Source organism: Dokdonella sp. (assembly GCF_019634815.1).
Taxonomy (GTDB): domain Bacteria; phylum Pseudomonadota; class Gammaproteobacteria; order Xanthomonadales; family Rhodanobacteraceae; genus Dokdonella_A.
Window position 1 is genome coordinate 18,858 of the sequence record NZ_JAHCAP010000018.1, and the last position, 18,401, is coordinate 37,258.

Consider the following 18,401-nt stretch of genomic DNA (forward strand, 5'->3'; position numbering starts at 1 on the left):
CCGGGGCGCCGTAGAGGCGTTCCGGCCGCGCACTTCAGCCGCGCGCGAGCAGTTCGCGCACGCTCGCCTCGAGATGGGCGAAGTCGATCGGCTTGGTGAGATAGCGATCGGCACCGACGCGCAGCGCGGCGTCACGCGCTTCGATCGTGGCATTGGCCGAAAGCACGAGGATTGCGCCGCGATGGCCGCTCGCACGCAGCGCAAACACCATCTCGCCGCCCGAGAGTCCGGGCATCTGCATGTCGACCACCAGCAGCGCCGGTGGCTGCGCCAGCGCCGCGTCGAGCGCGCTGGAGGCTTCGGCAAAAGTCTCCACCTCCAGACCCAGACCGCCCAGCGCATGCTCGAGCAGCTGCGTGATATCGGAATCGTCATCGACGACGAACACGCGGCCCTGCATTCGACCTCGCGGGACCGGCGTTGCCGCGACGGTTGCGCCCGGCAAGTCGAGGCGAAAGCAGCTGCCGTGACCGACTTCGGAATCGAGTTCGATCCGGCCATGCATCTGCTCGATCAGGCGCTGCACGATGCTCAGGCCCAGCCCGGCGCCGCGGCTGCCGGTCTGCGCGCCGCGATTGAACGGCCGGAACACGCTGGCACGGAACTCCGGTGCGATGCCGATGCCGGTATCGCGCACCTGGATGTGCAGGCGGTCGCCGTCCCAGCGCAGCGCCAGCACGATCTCGCCGCGCTGCGTGTAGCGCACTGCATTGGCGAGCAGATTGATGAGGATCTGGCGCAGCTTGACCTCATCGAACAACGCGGCCGCCGGCGAAGCGGCGTCGAGACTCGCATGAAACACAAGGCCCTTGGCCTCGGCCAGCGGACGAAACATCGAGCTGCAGTCATCGAGCAAGGCCCGCAGGTCGATCGGCACCGGATGCAGCAGCCCGCCTCCCGACTCGCCGCGCCCGTATTCGAGCAGGTTCTCGGCCAGCACGAACAAGTGGCTGAGGCTGCGCCGCAGCGCACGGACCTCGCCGTCGCTGGCGAGCATGCGCGCTTCGATCTCGCGCAACTGGCCGAACGCCGAGGCCAGCGGCGTGCGAAATTCATGGCTCATCGTCGCAATCAGCGCGTTCTTGAGATTGTTGGCTTCCTCGAGTCGCGCCTGCTGATGTTCGAGTTCGCTGCGAATCTGCTTGAGCGACTGGATCGCCTTGGATTTCTCGTGCCCGGCCAGCGCCGCTTCATTGGCCAATTGCTGCGGATTGCGCTGCGCCTCGCGCGCCGCCTGCGCATCGAGCAGGATCAGAAAGAAGCCATCGTCGGCGACGAGGCGGTGCACGTGCACGCTGCGCCCGTTGGCCAACTCGATGAACGGCAATTCCTCGTCGCTGCCCGGCTCGATGCCCACGAACAGATCATGCAGGCCCGCGAGCGTGGCGCCCGATGCGGCGATGTCGAGCTCATGCCAGGCGGCATCCCCCAGGACTTCGCGCAAGCTCCAGTCGTTGCCCAAACGCAGCACCAGCACGTGCGCACGCTCAAGCAGGAGCTGACGCAGGAACTCGCGCACGCGTGCGGGCAAGGCATCGAAATCGATCATGGCACCAGCCCCGCAACGATCGCCGCGAAGGCATCTTCGACGCCCGCGCCACTTGCCGCGCTCGTTTCCAGCACCGGCAACACCTCGCGCAATTGCCTCACCGTGGCTGGCCCTACTTCCCATTGACCAACCAGATCCTGCTTGTTGAGCGCAAGCACCGCATGCGCGTGCGGCAACACACTGCGCGACTGCATCAGGAGATCGAGTACCGAAGCCAGACTCGATTCGCGCGTGCCATCGGCCACCAGCAGCAGCGCATGCGCACCGCGCAGATAGTTTGCGGCGACCGTATCGAGCGCATTGCGTCCGGCGATGTCCCACAGCACCAGCTTGACCGGCTCACGACCCGCTCGCAAGACTTCCTTGCTGTCGACCTTGACGCCGATCGTGGTCAGGTACTTTTCGGAAAACGTGCTGCGCACGTAGCGCGCCACCAGACTGGTCTTGCCGACGCCGAAGTCGCCGAGCATGCAGACTTTGAAGGCGGCCGCGCTCATTGTGGCAGGTCGCTCGCCACGACCTGCACGCGCGCGCTGCGCCGCGTCGGATCGGGATTGAGCGTGGCATCGGCTTCGCTGATTCCGGCGATGCCGCGTGCCGCGAGCGCAAGCGCCAGCCAGCGGGCACGCAAGGCGCGTACCCGCTCGTTGGTGGCATCCGCGCCGGATTCGTCGGAACTGCCGACGCTGCGCAAGGCCAGCGACAAGCTGGCATCTTGGGCCATCGCCTGCGCGCTGCGCAGCTTGGCGGCCAGGTCATCCACCACGGCGGCGCTGCCGGCCTCGGGCTCGTCTTCGCGCACGAACTCGACCGTGAGCGCGGATGCTTCGGCAATCGCCTTGCTCAAGGCCGCGCGCGCGACCCGTCGCGGATCGAGCGCATTGCCGAGTGTCGATTCCACCCGACGCACACCGGCAATCAGCGGCGCCCTGGCCAGTGCCGCGGCGCTCCACTGCGCCGGCGCATCACCGGCCAGCCGCAATACGCCCTCTTGCACCGCGAGCGTCACGCCGGGCGGCGGCTGCAGCACGCGCCGCGCACGCAGCTCGACGACGCGGTCATCGGCCGAGACAAAGCCCGTGACGGCGAGCTTCACGGTGGCTGGCCCGAGATCGGCGCGCCCAAGCACGGGCGCGAGCGAGGGCGCATCGGGATCGAGCAGACCATGCACCACCAGCGATCGCCACGGCCGCGATTCGATTGCGCCGGGCACGAAACCCGGCTGGGCGGCAAGCTCCGCGCGCAAGGCGTCGACACGCTGGTTCCAGCGCCATTGCCGCAACGCTTGCCAACCCAGCGCACCAAACACGAGCAGAACGACAAGCAACAAGGGCCAACGCGGGCTGCGCTTGGGCGCAGCGGCAGGATCGGCGGACAGTGCGAGTTGCGCTTCGCGCAGCACCGAGGTCGGATCGATGCGTTCGCGTACCTCGGTGTCGCGCGTCAGATCCTGCAGCGGCGCGCCCTCGGGCAAGGCGGCAAGACGCGCATGAATGTCTTCGAGACGCTGCTCGAGCAAGCTGCGCAGGCCCGCGGGCGGCACGCCGCGCATGAAGCACGCCAGATTGAGCAGGGGACCATGCTCGACCCACACCAGCGATTCGCCGACCTGGGCGGCATCGAGCGCGCCACCATCACTGCCGACCGAGTCACCGACGAAGTCGCCCAGCGCGGTCAGCATCCCCGCGATCGCGTCGGCATCGAGCGGCGGCAAGCCGGCGGCTGCGGCATGGTGCAGCAGCAAACCACTGGCACGTTCGATCAGGAACACATGGTCGATGCCGTACGTCAGTCGATGGCGCAACACCACCTGGGCATAGGGCACGCCTCCGCGCCAGGCTTCGAGCCGCCATTTCAGGCCGCGCAGGGTGAGGCTGCTCTCGATTGCGCCATTGAGGTTGTCGACCAGGCCACGCAGCGCTTCGGACACCGCGCGGCGGATCATCGGTCCGATCACCGGAAACAGGGCGTCGATGATGCCCTGCCGATTGTTGTGCACCGCCGTGCCCAGCGCCTGCGCCACCGGCGCAGCCAGCGCGGCGCTCACCCTGGGATGATCGCCCTGTTCGCGCAACGCGGCAATGGCCGCTTCGGGCAGACGCTGCGGCAGATTGCCCTGCATGCGTTCGAGTTCGACGATGCGTGCACGCGCGGCGGCCAGCTCGCGACGTTCATCACCGACCAGCAGCTCCCGCAGGCGTTCGAAGTCATCGCCCGGCGCTTGCGCCTGCGGCACAGCGCGGGGCGGATTGGCGTGGTCGTCCCCGGCGGGGAGCGTGGCCATATGCAACGCGCAACCTACTTGGGCTTGGGCAATTCGAAGTCACCCTGCAGGCGCAGGGAGAATTCAGCCAGCAGCGCGGCCAGATCCTCGCGTCCGACTTTCTCAGCGCGCAACTGGCTGTTGCTGCGCGACAGCGCCGCCTCAGTCTCGCCGGCGCGTGCGGAAAAGGTCTGCTGCAGGTCAGCGAGCGCAGCGCGCAGACGATCATCGCTCTGCGCCACCTCGCCGCTGACGCCGTCGACTGCCTTGTTGATCTCCGCACGCGCGGTCCGCGCTGCTTGCTGCACGCGTGATTCGAGATCAGCCACGGCGCCATTGCGATCATCGATTTCCTGGCGCATGAGCTTGTTGAGCTTTTCAAACTGGTCGTCGACGCGCTTTTCGATCTGCATCAAGCGCTTGTCCTGCGCCTCACGCATGCGCGCCAGGTCGGCTTCGAGCTTCTGGTGAAGCTCGTGGAAGCGACGCTCGTAATCGCGCATCTGGCCGCCGAACAAGATGTCGCGGATCTGGTCGACGTTGCGCTCGGCGGCGCCATCGGCGGCGGGTTTCTTCGGCTCTGCCATGACGGGTTTCCTCTTGGGCACGTTCGGTGCGCGGACAACGCGTGCAGCCGCCTTGGATTTTCCGGCGGCTGCCTTGGCACGGCCCTTGGGATTGTTTGCGCCGGCCATCGCTGATCCTCGCTGGGCGCCTGCAGTGGCGCGCATTCCGAGGCGACATTAGGCCGCGCGCGCACGCGCTTGTCGAGCCTTGGGGCCATCCTGATCGAATGGCGCCATGGTGACCGGCCGTGTGTGTGCGCGGATCGCAGCGCGCCGCGCAGCCTTCACCGGCTGCCAGTCGTGGCAGCGCACGAATGCCCTGCGCGCAGGCAGGGGGCGTGACGCTTGCGCTACTTGTCCAGCGCTGCGCTAGGCCTGTTCGAGGCGATAGCCGTGCTGGTATATCGCCGCCAGCCGCCAACCGTTTTCGCCGCCGAGCTCGAGCTTCTTGCGCAGGCGGCTGACATGGGTGTCGACCGTGCGCGTGGAGACATCGGCGTGCAGGTTCCAGACGTTCTTGAGCAAGGCGTCGCGGCTGACGATGCGGCCCTGACGGCGGAACAGGTAATTGGCCAGATCGAATTCGCGCTGGGTCAGCTCGATTTCCCCGCCGTTGATGCTGATGCGCCGACGCGACATGTCGATGCGATACGGCCCCAGTTCGAGCGTCGCCTCGCCATCACGCTCGATGCCATGGCGGCGCAGCACTGCTCCAACCCGCGCCAGCAACTCGCGCTGCTTGGGCGGTTTGACGAGGTAATCGTCACCACCGCAACCCAGCGCCTGCACGATATCGTCCTCGCCATCACGGGCGGTAAGGAAGATCACCGGCAGGCGCGCATTGCGCGAGGCGCGCACCGATTCAACGATCTCGATGCCGGTGCCATCAGGCAGATTCCAGTCGAGCAACAGCAAGTCGACTGCCTCTTCGCCCTGGCGCCGCCGATACTCGGTGGCATTGCGATACACACGCACCGAGTAGCCGGCGCCTTCGAGCCAGGCCATGACGATGTCGGCGAGGTCGGGATCGTCTTCGACGATTCCGACCACCAGGGACGACGAACTCATTCCGGCAGACCCCTTCCGGACCGGGCCTTCATCACTCGACGATGAAATTGATGCGCATGTTGACGCGCCATTCGGTGATGGTGCCATCGGCATTGGTCGCGACCTTGATGTCGTTGACCCATGCGCCCTTGATGTTGTTGACCGTCTGCGAAACCTTGCGCAAGCCAGACTGCACGGCATCTTCGATGCCCTTGCTGGAGGAACTGCTCAGCTCGATGACCTTGGCAACCGACATGATGAACCCTCCTCTGCACGGCGCGGTGGCGCCGCTGTCCCTGCACTATACCAAGCCGTATCGACTCTGCGACCCGCAACGCGTCGCTCAGCCCTTGACCGCCCCCGCGTCGGCGGGCACCGACCGTGTGCCGCGCGGCAGCCAACGCAGCCAGATCAGGAACGCCACCAGCGCATCAAGCACGATCAAAGCCTGCCACAGGTAGAGGTGGAACCAGTCGAACCAGATGCGGTTCCATTGCCCGATGTAGAACAGGCTGATGATGCGCACCAGGTTGAGCGCCTGGATCGCGAGAAAACCCAGCCCGATGCCGATCAGCTTGTAACGCCACGGCGCAGGATAGGCCAGCATCGCCGCAATCAGGATGATCACCGCCTCGACGCCATTGCAGCCGCGCTCGATCGAAATCGCAAAGCCGTTGGCCGAACTGTGCAATTCCTTGCCGATCGAAAAGGCATGCGCGTCGAACAGGCCGACCAGCCACACGCACACCTGCGCGATGCCGCTGGTGAAGGGCTCGATGACATGCCGCTCGACCGGCGGCAACAACTCGGCCACGAACAGTGCGCACAGAATCAACATGAACAACAACACGAAACGCGCCATGACCACACCGCCCAGGGACAAGCGCCAAGCATACGTCGCCGCCACACGAGCGACCAGCGCGCTCAAGGCATCACTGATCCAGTCCCGCGCTCACCGCGACAAGCGCGCCTTGCCTTCGCCACGCGCAATGATTGATGCACTTTGCGGTGGCCATGACGGTTGTGCAACTTGATCTGCATTGCCCTAGCATTGCCGGATGATTCCCGCATCAAACCTGTTCCTGGTGGGCCCGATGGGCGCCGGCAAGAGTACCGTCGGCCGCCACGTGGCCGAGCGGCTTGGCCTGTCGTTCGTCGATCTCGACCATGAAGTCGAGCACCGCACGGGTGCCTCGATAGCCCTGATCTTCGAGCTCGAAGGCGAGGCGGGCTTTCGTGAGCGCGAGCACGCCGCGCTGGCCGAACTGGCGCAGCGCGATGGCATCGTGCTGGCCACCGGCGGAGGCGCGATCCTCGATATGCGCAATCGCCATATCCTGCGCGAACGCGGCTTCGTGGTCTGGCTCGACAGCGATGTCGAGGTTCAGATCGAGCGTCTCGCGCGTGACCGCCAGCGGCCCTTGCTGCGTACGCCCGACCGCCGCGAACGGCTCGAAACCCTTGCCCGCGAACGCAACCCGCTGTACGCCGAAGTGGCCGACCTGCGCTTGCGCTCGATTGCGCAACGCAACTGCACCCAGGCCGCCCACGAACTGCTCACGCGTCTGCCCGCGAGCTGGTCCGGGCTGGTCATCGGGGCCGCGCCATGAGCGCGCCGCGCACGCTCGAGGTCGACCTCGGTGAACGCAGCTACCCGATCTGGATCGGCGAGGGCCTGCTTGCCGATGGTGCCCGCTGGCGTGGCGTGATCGGTGGCACCCATGCGCTGGTGGTCAGCAATGCCACGGTTGCCCCGCTCTATCTGACACGCGTCGAGTCCGCCTTGAACGGATTGCGCCATGCGAGTCTGCTGCTGCCCGACGGGGAAGCTCACAAGACGCTGGACAGTGCTGGCGAAATCTTCGCCTCGCTGGCCCGCCTCGGCGCCAGCCGCGACGCCACCATCCTCGCGCTCGGCGGCGGCGTGATTGGCGATCTGGCTGGCTTTGCCGCGGCCTGCTGGATGCGCGGCATCGCTTTCGTGCAGATGCCGACCACCCTGCTGGCGATGGTCGATTCATCGGTCGGCGGCAAGACCGGCGTCAACCTGCCAGCGGGCAAGAACCTCGTCGGCGCGTTTCACCAGCCACGTGCCGTGATCGCCGACACCACGACGCTGGCCACGCTGCCTGCGCGCGAATACCGCGCGGGCCTGGCCGAGGTGGTGAAGTACGGCGCCATCGCCGACGCGGCCTTCCTTGACTGGCTGCAAGCCCACGCCGACGCCTTGAACGCCCGCGACGCGCAAGTGCTGGGCGAAGCAATCGAACGCAGTTGCGCGAGCAAGGCCGCGATCGTCGCTCGCGACGAACACGAACTCGGCGAGCGCGCCCTGCTCAACTTCGGCCATACCTTCGGCCATGCGCTTGAAACCGTCGCCGGCTACGGCACTTTGCTGCATGGCGAGGCAGTCGCGATCGGCATGTTGCAGGCCGCGCGCCTGTCGAGCCTGATCGGACGCGCACCCGCCGAAGATGCGCAGCGGCTCGAATCGCTGTTGCGCGAACTCGGCCTGCCGGTTGCGCCGCCACCGCTCGATTCCGAACGTCTGCTCGCGGCGATGCGGCTGGACAAGAAAAACATCGGCGGCCGCCTGCGCCTGATTCTGTGGCGCGGCATCGGGCAGGCGGACATCGTCCCCGATGTCGAGGAAAGCGCGATCCGCAGCGTACTTGGCGCGTACTGAGCGCAATTCGCCGCCCGAACGCATCGGGCCCGCTTGCGCGGGCCCGAATTCCAGTCACGAGCTTTCGATTGCCCGCTCAGAACTTGTACGCGAAGCGCGCGAACCAGGCCGCGCCATTGAGTCCGAACTGCACCGATTCGTACATGAAGCCATTGTCGGTTTCGTCGGGATTCTGGCGGGTCGGGAACTTGTCGAGGATGTTCTGGCCGCCCACCGTCAGCTTCATGTTGTCGTTGAAGTTGTAGGTGATGCTGAGGTCGGCCGAGGTCTTGTCAGCATAGTGCTGATTGGGTACCGGCGGTCCGGAGAAGGTGCCCAGCGTCATCGGTCCGAAGTAGATGATCTTGAGATCTGCTTCCCAGGCGCCAAGCGTGTAGTCGAAGCCGAGGATCGCCTTCGAGCGTGGTGCGCCGCCCTCGATGAACAGGCGATCACGCTCGCCGAGCAAGGAGTCCTCACGACCGACCAGCGAAGGCGGCGTATGCACACGCTTGACCTCGGTGGTGGTGTGGTTGAAGGCGAGGAAGCTGTCGAGGTGTCCGGCGCCCAGATCCATCGAATGATTGACGGTGAGGTCCAGGCCCTGGGTACGCGTGTCGACCGAATTGACGAAGAACTGCGCCGAGCCCACGCCCAGACCTTCGAGGATCGCGCCGATGTTCGGATCGTCGGTGCCGAAGTAGCCGCTGAGCACGATGCGATCGTCGATGTCGATGCGGTAGCCATCGAGCGTGACCGAAATCGCGTCATTCGGCTTCCAGGTGAAGCCAAGCGTGCCGCTGCGTGATTTTTCCTCCGTGAGCTTGGGAATGCCCGCGGCATTGGCGACCGTCCCGCCATTGGGCGCAAGCACCACATCGATCGGCTCGCCGCTGATGAAGTCGGTGAAGGTCGAGGAGAAATAACGCTGCTGCAGCGACGGCGCGCGGAAGCCCGTGCTCAGCGACCCACGCAGCAGGAAGGTATCGGTGACGCGGAACGCACCGGCGAGCTTGCCGATCAGGGTCGAACCAAAGTCGCTGTAGTTCTCGTAGCGCAGCGCCTGGTCGGTCATGAAGCGATCGGTCCAGTTGACCTCGAAGTCGCCATACAGCGCCCAGCTGTTGCGGTTCTTGTCGGTGGCATCGACCGGCTGGAAGCCGGGGAAACCCTGACTGCCGGCATTGCCGCCGCCAGGACCGTCGGCGTCGATCCAGGAGCCGGACTCGCCCGCATGAATCTGATAGTTCTCGTGACGAAACTCGCTGCCAAAGGCCACGTTGGTACCGGCAAACCAGTCATCGAAATAGCGCGAGAAATCGAGGTTGGTGGTGGCTTGCCCGAAGGAGAAGCCGCCGGCATTGAAATGATCCGGACTGATGCCCTGGCCACCATGCATGAGGTCGTAATTGGCAATCGAGGCATTGAGCGTGTGGCGAATCGTGTCGATCAGCTTGTTGTAGCCGAAGGTCTGCGAGGCATCGATGCGCCAGTCGTTCCAACGCCACCAGATGCCACCGGTGACATGGCGGTCCTGCACATAGGGGTCGATGAACGGCACAAAGCCATCCGGATACATGGCCGCCGAATTGCGCGAGGGGATGTCGTCGGAGCCGAGGCCACCCCGCGCGAACGCGGCCGACGAGGCATCGCGGTTCTGGATGCCACCGTTGAAATAGAAATGCGCGGTGTCACCGAACGGGATGTCACCGTTCATGTAGAAGGTGCCGTTCTTGACCGCGGTGTCACCGATGATCCGCAGCGGATCGCGTTCGGTGGTGCGGTTGGAGCGTCCGCGGTCGAGGTATTCGGCAGTCAGCGCAACGATGCCGTCATCGCCGACGCCGAATCCGCAATAGCCGGAAGCGATGTAGTTCTTGCCGTCGCCGCGCGAATACTGGCCATAGCCGGCGACCGCCTCGCAGCCCTGGCTGCGCTTGAGCGAAATATTGAGCACGCCGGCGATCGCGTCGGAGCCGTACTGCGCCGCGGCGCCATCACGCAAAACTTCGACGTGGCCGATTGCCAGCATCGGGATGGTGTTGAGATCGGTTCCGGTCATGCCGCGGTTGCGCGCGCCGAACAGGTTGACCAGCGAGGTCGAATGCAGGCGCTTGCCGTTGACCAGCACGAGGGTCTGGTCCGAACCCAGTCCCCGCAAGGCCGCCGAATCGACCGAGTCGGCGTTGTCGGCGCCGGTTTGGCGCACTGACGTGAATGAAGGCGTGGTGTACTCGAGCGTTTGCGCGAGGTCGAACGAAGCGCCCTGATCGGCCGCCTTGGTCATCGGCACGATGTCCACCGGCACCGCCGTGTCGGTGTCCGAACCCCGGTCATAGCGGCGCGAACCCACCACGATCACGCCTTCGAGCCGGGTGACCTTGTCGTCGCTGCGATCGGCCGTCGGCACCGTGTCCTGCGCCCACAGGAAACCCGACCAAAAAGAGCCCGCAAGTCCCAGTGCCGCAATCGCCAACGACAGTTGCGTATGCTTGATACCCATGAAAAACCCCTTCCCCGATGACCCCTGAGGGCGCACATCCTAGCCGAGCTGCGCCGCTTCCGGTGTTGACGCAGGTCATCCTTCGCTGCGACACGGGCCAGGACGGCTGCCGCGCACCCCGACGGCCCGCTACAATTGCGCGACACCATGCGCGTATTCATGCAAACCCAGGCCGTCGGCGCCGATGCGCCACGCTATTACCAGATCGTGCTGCAGCAGGATTTGCTCGGCGGCTGGACGCTGTTTCGTGAATGGGGCCAGCAGGGCAGGCACCGCGCCAGCAGCAAGAGCGAGGTGTTCCTCGAACGCGACGCGGCGCTGCTCGCGTTCGAACGCGCCCGCGATGCGCAGATCGGTCGCGGCTTTCGCATCATGTTCAGCCAGGGCTTCGAAGGCCCGCGCTGAAGCCGTCACACCGACTCAAGCAAGCATGCGCTGCGGCGCAGGGAGACGCAGCAGCAATGACCATCACCGCCGATCACCGATTCCTGCGTGCCCTGCGCCGTGAAAGCGTGGACATGACGCCAATCTGGATCATGCGCCAGGCTGGCCGCTACCTGCCCGAATACCGCGCCACGCGTGCGCGCGCCGGCAGCTTCCTCGCCCTTGCGCAGACGCCCGAACTGGCCTGCGAAGTCACCTTGCAGCCGCTGCAGCGCTTTGCCCTCGATGCCGCGATCCTGTTTTCCGACATCCTCACCGTGCCCGACGCGATGGGCCTTGGCCTGCACTTCGTCGATGGCGAGGGCCCGAAATTCGCCCGTCCGCTGCGCAGTCGCGCCGACATCGAGCGGCTCGGTGTGCCCGATCCGGAATCGAGCCTGCGCTATGTCACCGACGCGGTGAGGTTGATTCGCCACGAGCTGCACGATCGCGCTCCGCTGATCGGCTTTGCCGGCAGTCCGTGGACCCTGGCCTGCTACATGATCGAAGGCGAGGGTTCGGCGAGCTTTGCCCGCGCCAAGGCGCTGGCACTCGAAGATCCGAGTGCGATGCAACATCTGCTCGACACGCTCGCGCGCAGCGTCGCTGCCTATCTCGCCGCACAAGCCGCGGCCGGCGCGCAGGCGCTGATGGTGTTCGACACCTGGGGCGGCTTGCTGACGCCGATGATGTTCCGCGAGTTTTCCTTGCGCTGGCTCGGCAAGGTCGTCGAGCAGGTGCAGGCGCAGGCGCCCGGCATTCCCGTCATCCTGTTTTCCAAGGGCGCCAATGCACATCTGGAGGCGCTCGCCGATACCGGCTGCGACGCGCTCGGCGTGGACTGGACGATCGACATCGGCGCGGCGCGCGCGCGTGTCGGTGATCGCGTCGCGCTGCAGGGCAATCTCGATCCCGCGGTCCTTGCGGCCTCGCCGGAAACCATCCGCACCCAGGCACGTGCGGTGCTCGACGCGTACGGCCCGCATCCAGGCCACATCTTCAACCTCGGCCACGGCATCACGCCCGACATCCCGCCCGAGCACGTCGCCGCCCTGGTCGAGGCGGTGCACGATCTCAGCCGCCGGATCTGAAGCGGGCGGTCGATTGAGAGCCTTGCCCGATCCGCGCATACTGGCAGCGTCGGTAATGACGACTGGCATGCGTGAACCGGACAGGGACGGGACATGACCATCGACGATTTGCTGGGTGGCGATTTCGCGCTGGCGCAAGCGCCCGCCGTCGCACAGTTGGACCCACGCGCCTTGTTTGCTCTGCTGCACCAGGAGCTGCATCACCATGCGCGCCGCCTGATCCGCCGCGATGACGTGCCATTGCCGCCCGACGCCCTGGTGAACGAGACCTACCTCAAACTCGCCGCTGCGCATCCTGTCATTCACGACCAGCAGCATTTTCTGGCTCTCGCCGCACGCACCATGCGCCAGATCGTTGGTGACCATGTGCGTGAAGACCACGCACTCAAGCGCGGCGGTGACTGCACCATGGTCACGCTGAGCGACGAGCGCATGGCCTGTCAGGCCTCACCCACCCAGACCGTCGAGGTGCTGCATGCCCTCGAACATCTGGCGTTGTGCCAGCCGCGCTGCGCACGCGTGTTCGAGTTGCATTATCTCGACGGATTCGGATTCGCCGAGATCGGCCTGCGCCTCGAGGTCTGTCCGCGCACGGTTGCCCGCGACTGGCATCAGGCCTGTGCCTTGCTGCGCACCAATTTGCCGCAGGGCCTGCCTGCCTGATTTGGACGGACCAGTGGCACGTCCTTGCCTGCCGATGGTCGCAGGGCGGCATGGGAATCATTCGTGCGCGCAACGCGGCCAAGCGACATCCAAACCGGTTTCGGAGCACTCAAGATCCCGATCCATGTCTTCAAGCGCCCCTGTTTTCCGTTTTCCTTCTTGCGGCCCCATCGCCGCATCCAACCGGAGCTGAAGGAAATGAAGAAGAATTTGATCCCGCTGCTTTTCTCGATGGTCCTGTTTGGCGCCGCCGCACCGACCGCGCAGGCCGAGAGCTTCAACTACCACGGTTCGCTCAGCAGCGCCGGCAAGCCGGCCGACGGCAGCTATGACCTGCGCCTGACGCTGTATTCGGCCGAAACAGGTGGCCGCGTGCTGGCCGGTCCGATCGACCTGCACGGCGTCGATGTGCGCGATGGCAATTTCAGCACCGCGGTGGACTTTGGCCCGGCCGCGACCAGCATGGGCGGCTGGCTCGGCGTGGACGTGCGCAGCGTCGGCGGCGCCTGGGAAAGCCTCGATGGTCGCAGCACGGTTGCGCCCACCGGCAGCGCCTGCCCCGGTAGCTGGACGCTGGACGGCAACGCGGCCAATCCCGCTGGTAGCTATGTGGGCACGGCCGATTTGCAGGATCTCGTGTTCAAAACAAACGGAAGCACCCGCGCCATCATTCGCACCAATGGCGGCACCGAGCTGTATCCGTGGTCCAGCGCGGCGCCCATCGGACAAGGTGCATTCTCCAGCAATTTTTCCAACGGCGCAGCGGGTGCCTACTCCTTTGCAGCGGGCTGGAACAGCAAGACCAACAATACCGGCAGCTTCGTCTGGGGCGACCGCGATTCGACCGCAATTTACCAGGATACCGGAGCCAACCAGTTCATCATCGGCGCCAAGGGTGGCGTGGGCATCAACACCTCGACGGCCGACGATGGCACGGCGCCGCTCAACAAGACCCTGACCCTGGCACCGGTGGAAGGCAGTAGCGCGGTATCGTTTGCGATGCGGGTTGGCACCAACCAGAGCTGGCAATTCGCCAACCTGTTCAGTGCCATGACCTACGGCTTCTCCAACAGCGGGAGCCTAACTCTTTCCGCAGTATTCGGCACCAACCAGACGATCGGCCTGAACGGCGCGATCGGCACGGCTGCGCAGCCGCTCAAAGTGGGTCACGACGCCAACACCGGCAACGGCGCCTACCTTTCGGGTGGCGGTGTGTGGACCAATGCCTCGAGCCGCTTCTTCAAGCAGGGCTTTGCCGATGTCGATTCGGCCGCCGTGTTGGCCAAACTGGTCAAGATGCCAATCCAGACCTGGACCTACCTCGATGGCGGAGCCACTGACGGGCGTCACCTCGGACCAGTCGCCGAAGACTTCGCCACCGCCTTTGGCTTGGGCCAGGACAGCCAGCACATCTCCACGGTCGATGCCAACGGCGTCGCGCTGGTGGCGATCCAGGGTCTCAACAGCAAGCTCGAGGGCGACAATGCCGAACTGCGCGGCCGACTCGATCAGGTGCAAGCCGAGAATGACGCACTGCGTGAACGCATCGAGAAACTCGCCGTTGCGGTCGAGCATCTGAGCAACAAGGCGGAATGAGCGCCATGTCCGGCCCCATCCGTTCCCACCGCTGGCCGCGCGGAGTGCTCTGCGGTCTGACGCTGGTGCTCGCCACCGCGGCAATGTCCACGGCCGAGGCAGCCGGTCATTACCAGCTGCAGGCCAGCCTGACGCCGGCATCAGCGCCCGGTGCCGCCAAGGACATGTCACGCGGCATCGCGCATGAACTGCATGCACGTCTGTCGACGCCCACGCAGGCACCAATGGTGCAACTGGGCAGCCAGCATGCGCTGACTGCGAAGCTCGTGGTCTCGCCGATGGTCTGTTACGGCGACACGATCTTCCGCGACGGCTTCCAAACCTGAGCAACATGCGACGAGCGAGTCCGGCGCAAGGCCGGACTCGCTGTTGCCAGCCCTGTCAATCCGCGCCTTGACGGCTGCCGCCCGGCCGGAGTTGTTGCGCCGACCTGCGCTAGGCTGCCCCTCTGCCACCCGCGAGCGCCGCCTCGATCGCCTGCGCCAACGCTTGCGCGGTCACCGGCTTGCGCAGCAAGCCATCGATCCCCGCGGCCGATACCAGAACTTCCTCGTCGCCGACCGAACGCGCGGTCACCGCGAGCAGCGGCAAGTGCGCGTGCGCACCCGAGCGAATCATTCGCGCCAGCTGCAGGCCGTCGATCCCGGGCAGATCGATATCCAGCAGAACCAGATCGACTGGCGCGACTTCGAGCTCGGCAAGCGCCGCCAGTGCATGAGCGACATGACGCAGACGATGTCCAAGCGCATCGAGCAGGCCGGCCATCACCTGCGCCACGGTCGCATCGTCTTCGATCAAGAGGATCGACAGCCCCTTTGCGGCAGGCCCCGGCAGCGGTGTAACCGGTTCGGCAGCCGGCGCCCGGCGGATCGGCAGCTCGAATTCGAAATGGCTGCCGACCTGCGGCGTGCTCGACACGCGCAGACTGCCCCCCATCAGGACCGCGAGATCGTGGCTGATCGCCAGGCCCAAACCGCTGCCACCATGACGCAGACCCACGCCCGCCGCCTGCTCGAAGCGCTTGAACAGCCGCGCACAGACCTGCGCGCTCATGCCCGACCCGCTGTCGATCACGCCGTAGCGCAAGGTATCCGCGCCCACGCGCAGCAGTTCGAGCGTCACCTCGCCGTGCTCGGTGAACTTGATCGCATTGTTGACGAGGTTGAGCAGCACCTGCTTGACGCGCATGGCGTCACCTCCGACCGTTGCCGGCAGATCGGCCGCAAGCCGCAGGTTCAGCGCCAGCCCCTTGCGTTGCGCAAGCGGTTGTTCGAGCGCCGCGACCTCGCGCAGCAGCAGGGCAGGATCGAAGGCACCTTCCTCGAGCGTGAGCTTGCCGGCTTCGATGCGCGCGAGATCGAGACTGTCGTTGATCAGGCGCAGGATCAACTCGCCCGACTGCCGAATCGCCTGCGCATACCCGTGCTGACGGGCGTCGAGCGGCGTGGTCAGCAGCAGTTCGCTCATGCCCAGCACGCCCGTCATCGGCGTGCGGATTTCATGGCCCATGTTGGCGAGGAAGGCCGACTTCGCCGCGCTGATCTGCTCGCTGGATCGCCGCCGTTCCTCTGCCAGCGCATAGGCATGCTGACGGCGCACACGTTCACGCGTGGCACGCCAGCCCAGCAACATGAGCAGCAGCGCGCCAACCGCGTAGACGACATAGGCAAGCGGCGTGTCCCACGGCGCCCGTGCAACGCTGAGCGCAAGCGCCGGGGTCAGCATGACTTGCGCGCCATTGCCGCTGCGCGCACTCACCTCGAGCGTGTAGTTTCCCGGCGGCAGACTCGACCAGATGCGTTCGCCGTTGTCGGACTGAATTGCCTCGCGCTCGAGCCCGGCGAGGCGAAATGCATAGCGCGTCGACAATGGATCGACATAGCCCAGCGCACGCACCTGGATGCGCAGGTTGGCATCGTCGTGGCGCAGACGCAGCGGCTGGGCCGGATCGAGCGCGATCACCTCGCCGCCGCGCTGCAGTTCTAGCGCGGTGAGCCGCAACAACGGCGGCGGCACATCGCTGCGCATCTGCAGCGGATCGAACGCGAGTGCGCCACCAAGCGTGCCTGCAAACAGGCTGCCATCGCTGGCCCGGCTCAAGGCGCCGCTCAGGAACTCCTGGCTGGGCAGGCCTTCGTGGGTGTCGTACTTGCGGATCGCACCAGACTTCGGTTCGACTCGCCACAGCCCACGCAGGGAGGTGACCCACAATGCCCCGTCATCGGCGACTGCAAGCGCGGACGCCTTGAGCGCGGGCCAGCCGGCCGACGCGTCGATCACCTGCCCGCGCACAATGTTCGTGCCCTCGACATGCCAGGATTCGAGTGCCCCGAGCCAGTGGTGCACCCACAGCGTTCCGTCGCCGGCAAAGGCGAGCGCATCGAGCGCCTGCGCCGGCCCGCCGGCCACAGGGTAGAAAGCGTCGCGCGCCGCGTCATGGCGCTCGAGGCCCGCCTGTGTCGCCAGCCACGGCGTGCCCTTGGCGTCGAACGCGATCGCACGGACGTCGGCGTTGCCCAGTGTTTGCGTCGCCGGAAGGAAGCGACGCGTCACCCGCGGCGGCTCGCCTTCGATGCGGACGATGCCGCCACCATGCGCGTTTGCCCACAGCCGGCCTTGCGCATCGAGCAGGAGGCGATCGACGAAACCCGGCGGCAGCGCATCCTCGCGCTTGAGGTCGACCGGAATCTCCACGCTGGTCGCGTTGTTGATCGAATAGCGCCGCAGGCCGCGCTGAAAACCCACCCAAAGCGTATCGGCATCGACTGCGAGCAAGGCCGTCATGCGCTGGTTGCCGATGCGCAGACGCTCGCCGTATCGCTCGATCACCCCGCTGGCGCGATCGATTCGATCGATGCCGTCGTTGCCGGTTCCCACCCACACCGCGCGATCACCATCCACCGCGATCGCGCGGGCGCGCGAATGGCGCAGACTCGCGACGTCGCCGGGGACATGCCGGAACACGGAGAAATTGCGCCAGTGCGGCGGCAGCCGCGCCAGGCCCGCATCGAACAGCGAGAACCAGATGCCGCCTTCCCGATCGCTCATCACGTCGAGCGTATTGGTGCCCGGATAGGCGCCGGCGACCCCTTCGCGCGTGCCGTAGCGATCGAGCCGGCCCGCGGCATCGATGCGTGCAACACCGGTGAGCAGACCCAGCCACAAGTCGCCATCGCCGCCGCGCGCGAACGAAGTCACCGCAAGCGGCGGCGTGGTCGCGGCGATTTCCCGATCCAGATGCAGATCCGCGCCGATGCGGAACACGCCCTTGCGCGTACCCGCCAGCACACCGTCGCCATCGCCGATCAGGCCTAGCACGATCGGCGGCCCGGGGCGGCCTTGCATCGGCGCAATCTCGACATGCACGATGCGCCCATCCGGCTCGCGCACGTCGAGGCCGCTGTCGGTACCGATCCACAGGCGCCCATCGGGCTGGGCCAGCAAGGTGTAGACACTGCTCGAGCGCAGAGTGGCCGGATCCTCCTCATCGTGGTCCACATGGGCGAAACCACCCCCGGCCTGCAACAGGCGATTGACGCCGCCGTCGTAGGTTCCAACCCAGATCGCACCACTGCTGTCCTGCACGATCGAGCTGAGGTCGTCGCTTGCCAGCGAGGACAGATCACCGGCCTGATGACGCCAATGCGTGAAACGCTGGCCGTCGGCTTCGAGCCGGTTCAGTCCCGAGGCTTCGCCACCACACCACAAGCGGCCATCCCGATCGATCAGCAAGGCCGAAACATCGTTGGATGCAATCGAAGCCGGATCGGCCGGATCATGGCGATAGATGCGAAAACCGACGCCGTCGTAACGGGCGAGGCCGTCCTGGGTGCCGATCCAGATGAAACCGTCGTGATCCTGCACGGCCTTGTAGACGACGCTGGAAGGCAGGCCGTCATTCACCCGCATCGACACGAACTGCGGCGGCGCCGGCGGCAGCGCGGCAGCGGCCGCGGCACTCAAGATCGACAGCAACCAGATCGCCTTGCGCATCGGCATCCCTCCCGCCGCGCAGTGTGACAGCGCGCGCGCCGC

Annotated in this window: 16 protein-coding genes; 7 read left to right on the top strand and 9 right to left on the bottom strand. The window is 66.0% G+C overall.

Annotation, left to right across the window (positions count from 1 at the left end; genetic code table 11):
- Window positions 1-34: 34 nt before the first annotated feature.
- The 7 genes from KF759_RS09900 to xrtH form a co-directional block, all read right to left on the bottom strand.
- On the bottom strand, window positions 35-1,549 hold the full coding sequence (locus KF759_RS09900; RefSeq protein WP_291225001.1) for an ATP-binding protein: 1,515 nt from the start codon (window positions 1,547-1,549) through the stop codon (window positions 35-37).
- The gene (locus tag KF759_RS09905) at window positions 1,546-2,046 is read right to left on the bottom strand and encodes a Rab family GTPase (protein ID WP_291225002.1); all 501 of its coding nucleotides are present in this window, start codon (window positions 2,044-2,046) and stop codon (window positions 1,546-1,548) included. The genes KF759_RS09900 and KF759_RS09905 overlap by 4 nt, the downstream gene beginning before the upstream one ends.
- The gene (locus KF759_RS09910) at window positions 2,043-3,833 is read right to left on the bottom strand and encodes a hypothetical protein (protein ID WP_291225004.1); all 1,791 of its coding nucleotides are present in this window, start codon (window positions 3,831-3,833) and stop codon (window positions 2,043-2,045) included. Before KF759_RS09910 ends, KF759_RS09905 begins: the two co-directional genes overlap by 4 nt.
- Window positions 3,834-3,847: 14 nt before the next feature.
- Window positions 3,848-4,399: a hypothetical protein gene (locus tag KF759_RS09915; protein WP_291225006.1), complete on the bottom strand. Its 552-nt coding sequence runs from the start codon at window positions 4,397-4,399 to the stop codon at window positions 3,848-3,850.
- A gap of 348 nt (window positions 4,400-4,747) precedes the next feature.
- On the bottom strand, window positions 4,748-5,446 hold the full coding sequence (locus tag KF759_RS09920; protein ID WP_291225008.1) for a response regulator transcription factor: 699 nt from the start codon (window positions 5,444-5,446) through the stop codon (window positions 4,748-4,750).
- Window positions 5,447-5,477: 31 nt separating this feature from the next.
- The gene (locus KF759_RS09925) at window positions 5,478-5,681 is read right to left on the bottom strand and encodes a dodecin family protein (protein WP_291225010.1); all 204 of its coding nucleotides are present in this window, start codon (window positions 5,679-5,681) and stop codon (window positions 5,478-5,480) included.
- An 87-nt stretch (window positions 5,682-5,768) separates the two neighbouring features.
- On the bottom strand, window positions 5,769-6,353 hold the full coding sequence (gene xrtH / locus KF759_RS09930) for an exosortase H (protein WP_291225012.1): 585 nt from the start codon (window positions 6,351-6,353) through the stop codon (window positions 5,769-5,771).
- Window positions 6,354-6,483: 130 nt separating this feature from the next.
- Between xrtH and KF759_RS09935 the strand changes: the two genes are divergently transcribed.
- Together KF759_RS09935 and aroB are read left to right on the top strand one after the other, a co-directional pair.
- Window positions 6,484-7,035, top strand: coding sequence for a shikimate kinase (locus KF759_RS09935; RefSeq protein WP_291225014.1), 552 nt, complete (start codon window positions 6,484-6,486; stop codon window positions 7,033-7,035).
- On the top strand, window positions 7,032-8,111 hold the full coding sequence (aroB, locus tag KF759_RS09940; protein ID WP_291225016.1) for a 3-dehydroquinate synthase: 1,080 nt from the start codon (window positions 7,032-7,034) through the stop codon (window positions 8,109-8,111). Before KF759_RS09935 ends, aroB begins: the two co-directional genes overlap by 4 nt.
- A 76-nt stretch (window positions 8,112-8,187) precedes the next feature.
- Here the strand turns inward: aroB and KF759_RS09945 are convergent, their stop codons facing one another.
- Window positions 8,188-10,593 carry a TonB-dependent receptor gene (locus KF759_RS09945; protein WP_291225017.1) on the bottom strand — a complete coding sequence of 802 codons (2,406 nt, stop codon included), beginning with the start codon at window positions 10,591-10,593 and terminating at the stop codon, window positions 8,188-8,190.
- Between the two features lie 147 nt (window positions 10,594-10,740).
- On the opposite strand from KF759_RS09945, the gene KF759_RS09950 reads away from it, so the two are divergent.
- The 5 genes from KF759_RS09950 to KF759_RS09970 all read left to right on the top strand — a co-directional run bounded on the left by KF759_RS09950 (window position 10,741) and on the right by KF759_RS09970 (window position 14,692).
- The gene (locus KF759_RS09950) at window positions 10,741-10,998 is read left to right on the top strand and encodes a WGR domain-containing protein (RefSeq protein ID WP_291225019.1); all 258 of its coding nucleotides are present in this window, start codon (window positions 10,741-10,743) and stop codon (window positions 10,996-10,998) included.
- 56 nt (window positions 10,999-11,054) lie between these two features.
- Window positions 11,055-12,107, top strand: a complete 1,053-nt coding sequence (hemE, locus tag KF759_RS09955) for a uroporphyrinogen decarboxylase (protein ID WP_291225021.1) — start codon at window positions 11,055-11,057, stop codon at window positions 12,105-12,107.
- Window positions 12,108-12,200: 93 nt separating this feature from the next.
- On the top strand, window positions 12,201-12,770 hold the full coding sequence (locus tag KF759_RS09960; RefSeq protein ID WP_291225024.1) for an ECF-type sigma factor: 570 nt from the start codon (window positions 12,201-12,203) through the stop codon (window positions 12,768-12,770).
- 198 nt (window positions 12,771-12,968) lie between these two features.
- The gene (locus KF759_RS09965) at window positions 12,969-14,366 is read left to right on the top strand and encodes a tail fiber domain-containing protein (protein WP_291225026.1); all 1,398 of its coding nucleotides are present in this window, start codon (window positions 12,969-12,971) and stop codon (window positions 14,364-14,366) included.
- Between the two features lie 5 nt (window positions 14,367-14,371).
- Window positions 14,372-14,692: a hypothetical protein gene (locus KF759_RS09970; protein ID WP_291225028.1), complete on the top strand. Its 321-nt coding sequence runs from the start codon at window positions 14,372-14,374 to the stop codon at window positions 14,690-14,692.
- 109 nt (window positions 14,693-14,801) lie between these two features.
- Here the strand turns inward: KF759_RS09970 and KF759_RS09975 are convergent, their stop codons facing one another.
- Entirely contained in the window at window positions 14,802-18,359 is a 3,558-nt protein-coding gene (locus KF759_RS09975; RefSeq protein ID WP_291225029.1) for a hybrid sensor histidine kinase/response regulator, read from the bottom strand.
- Between the last annotated feature and the right edge of the window lie 42 nt (window positions 18,360-18,401).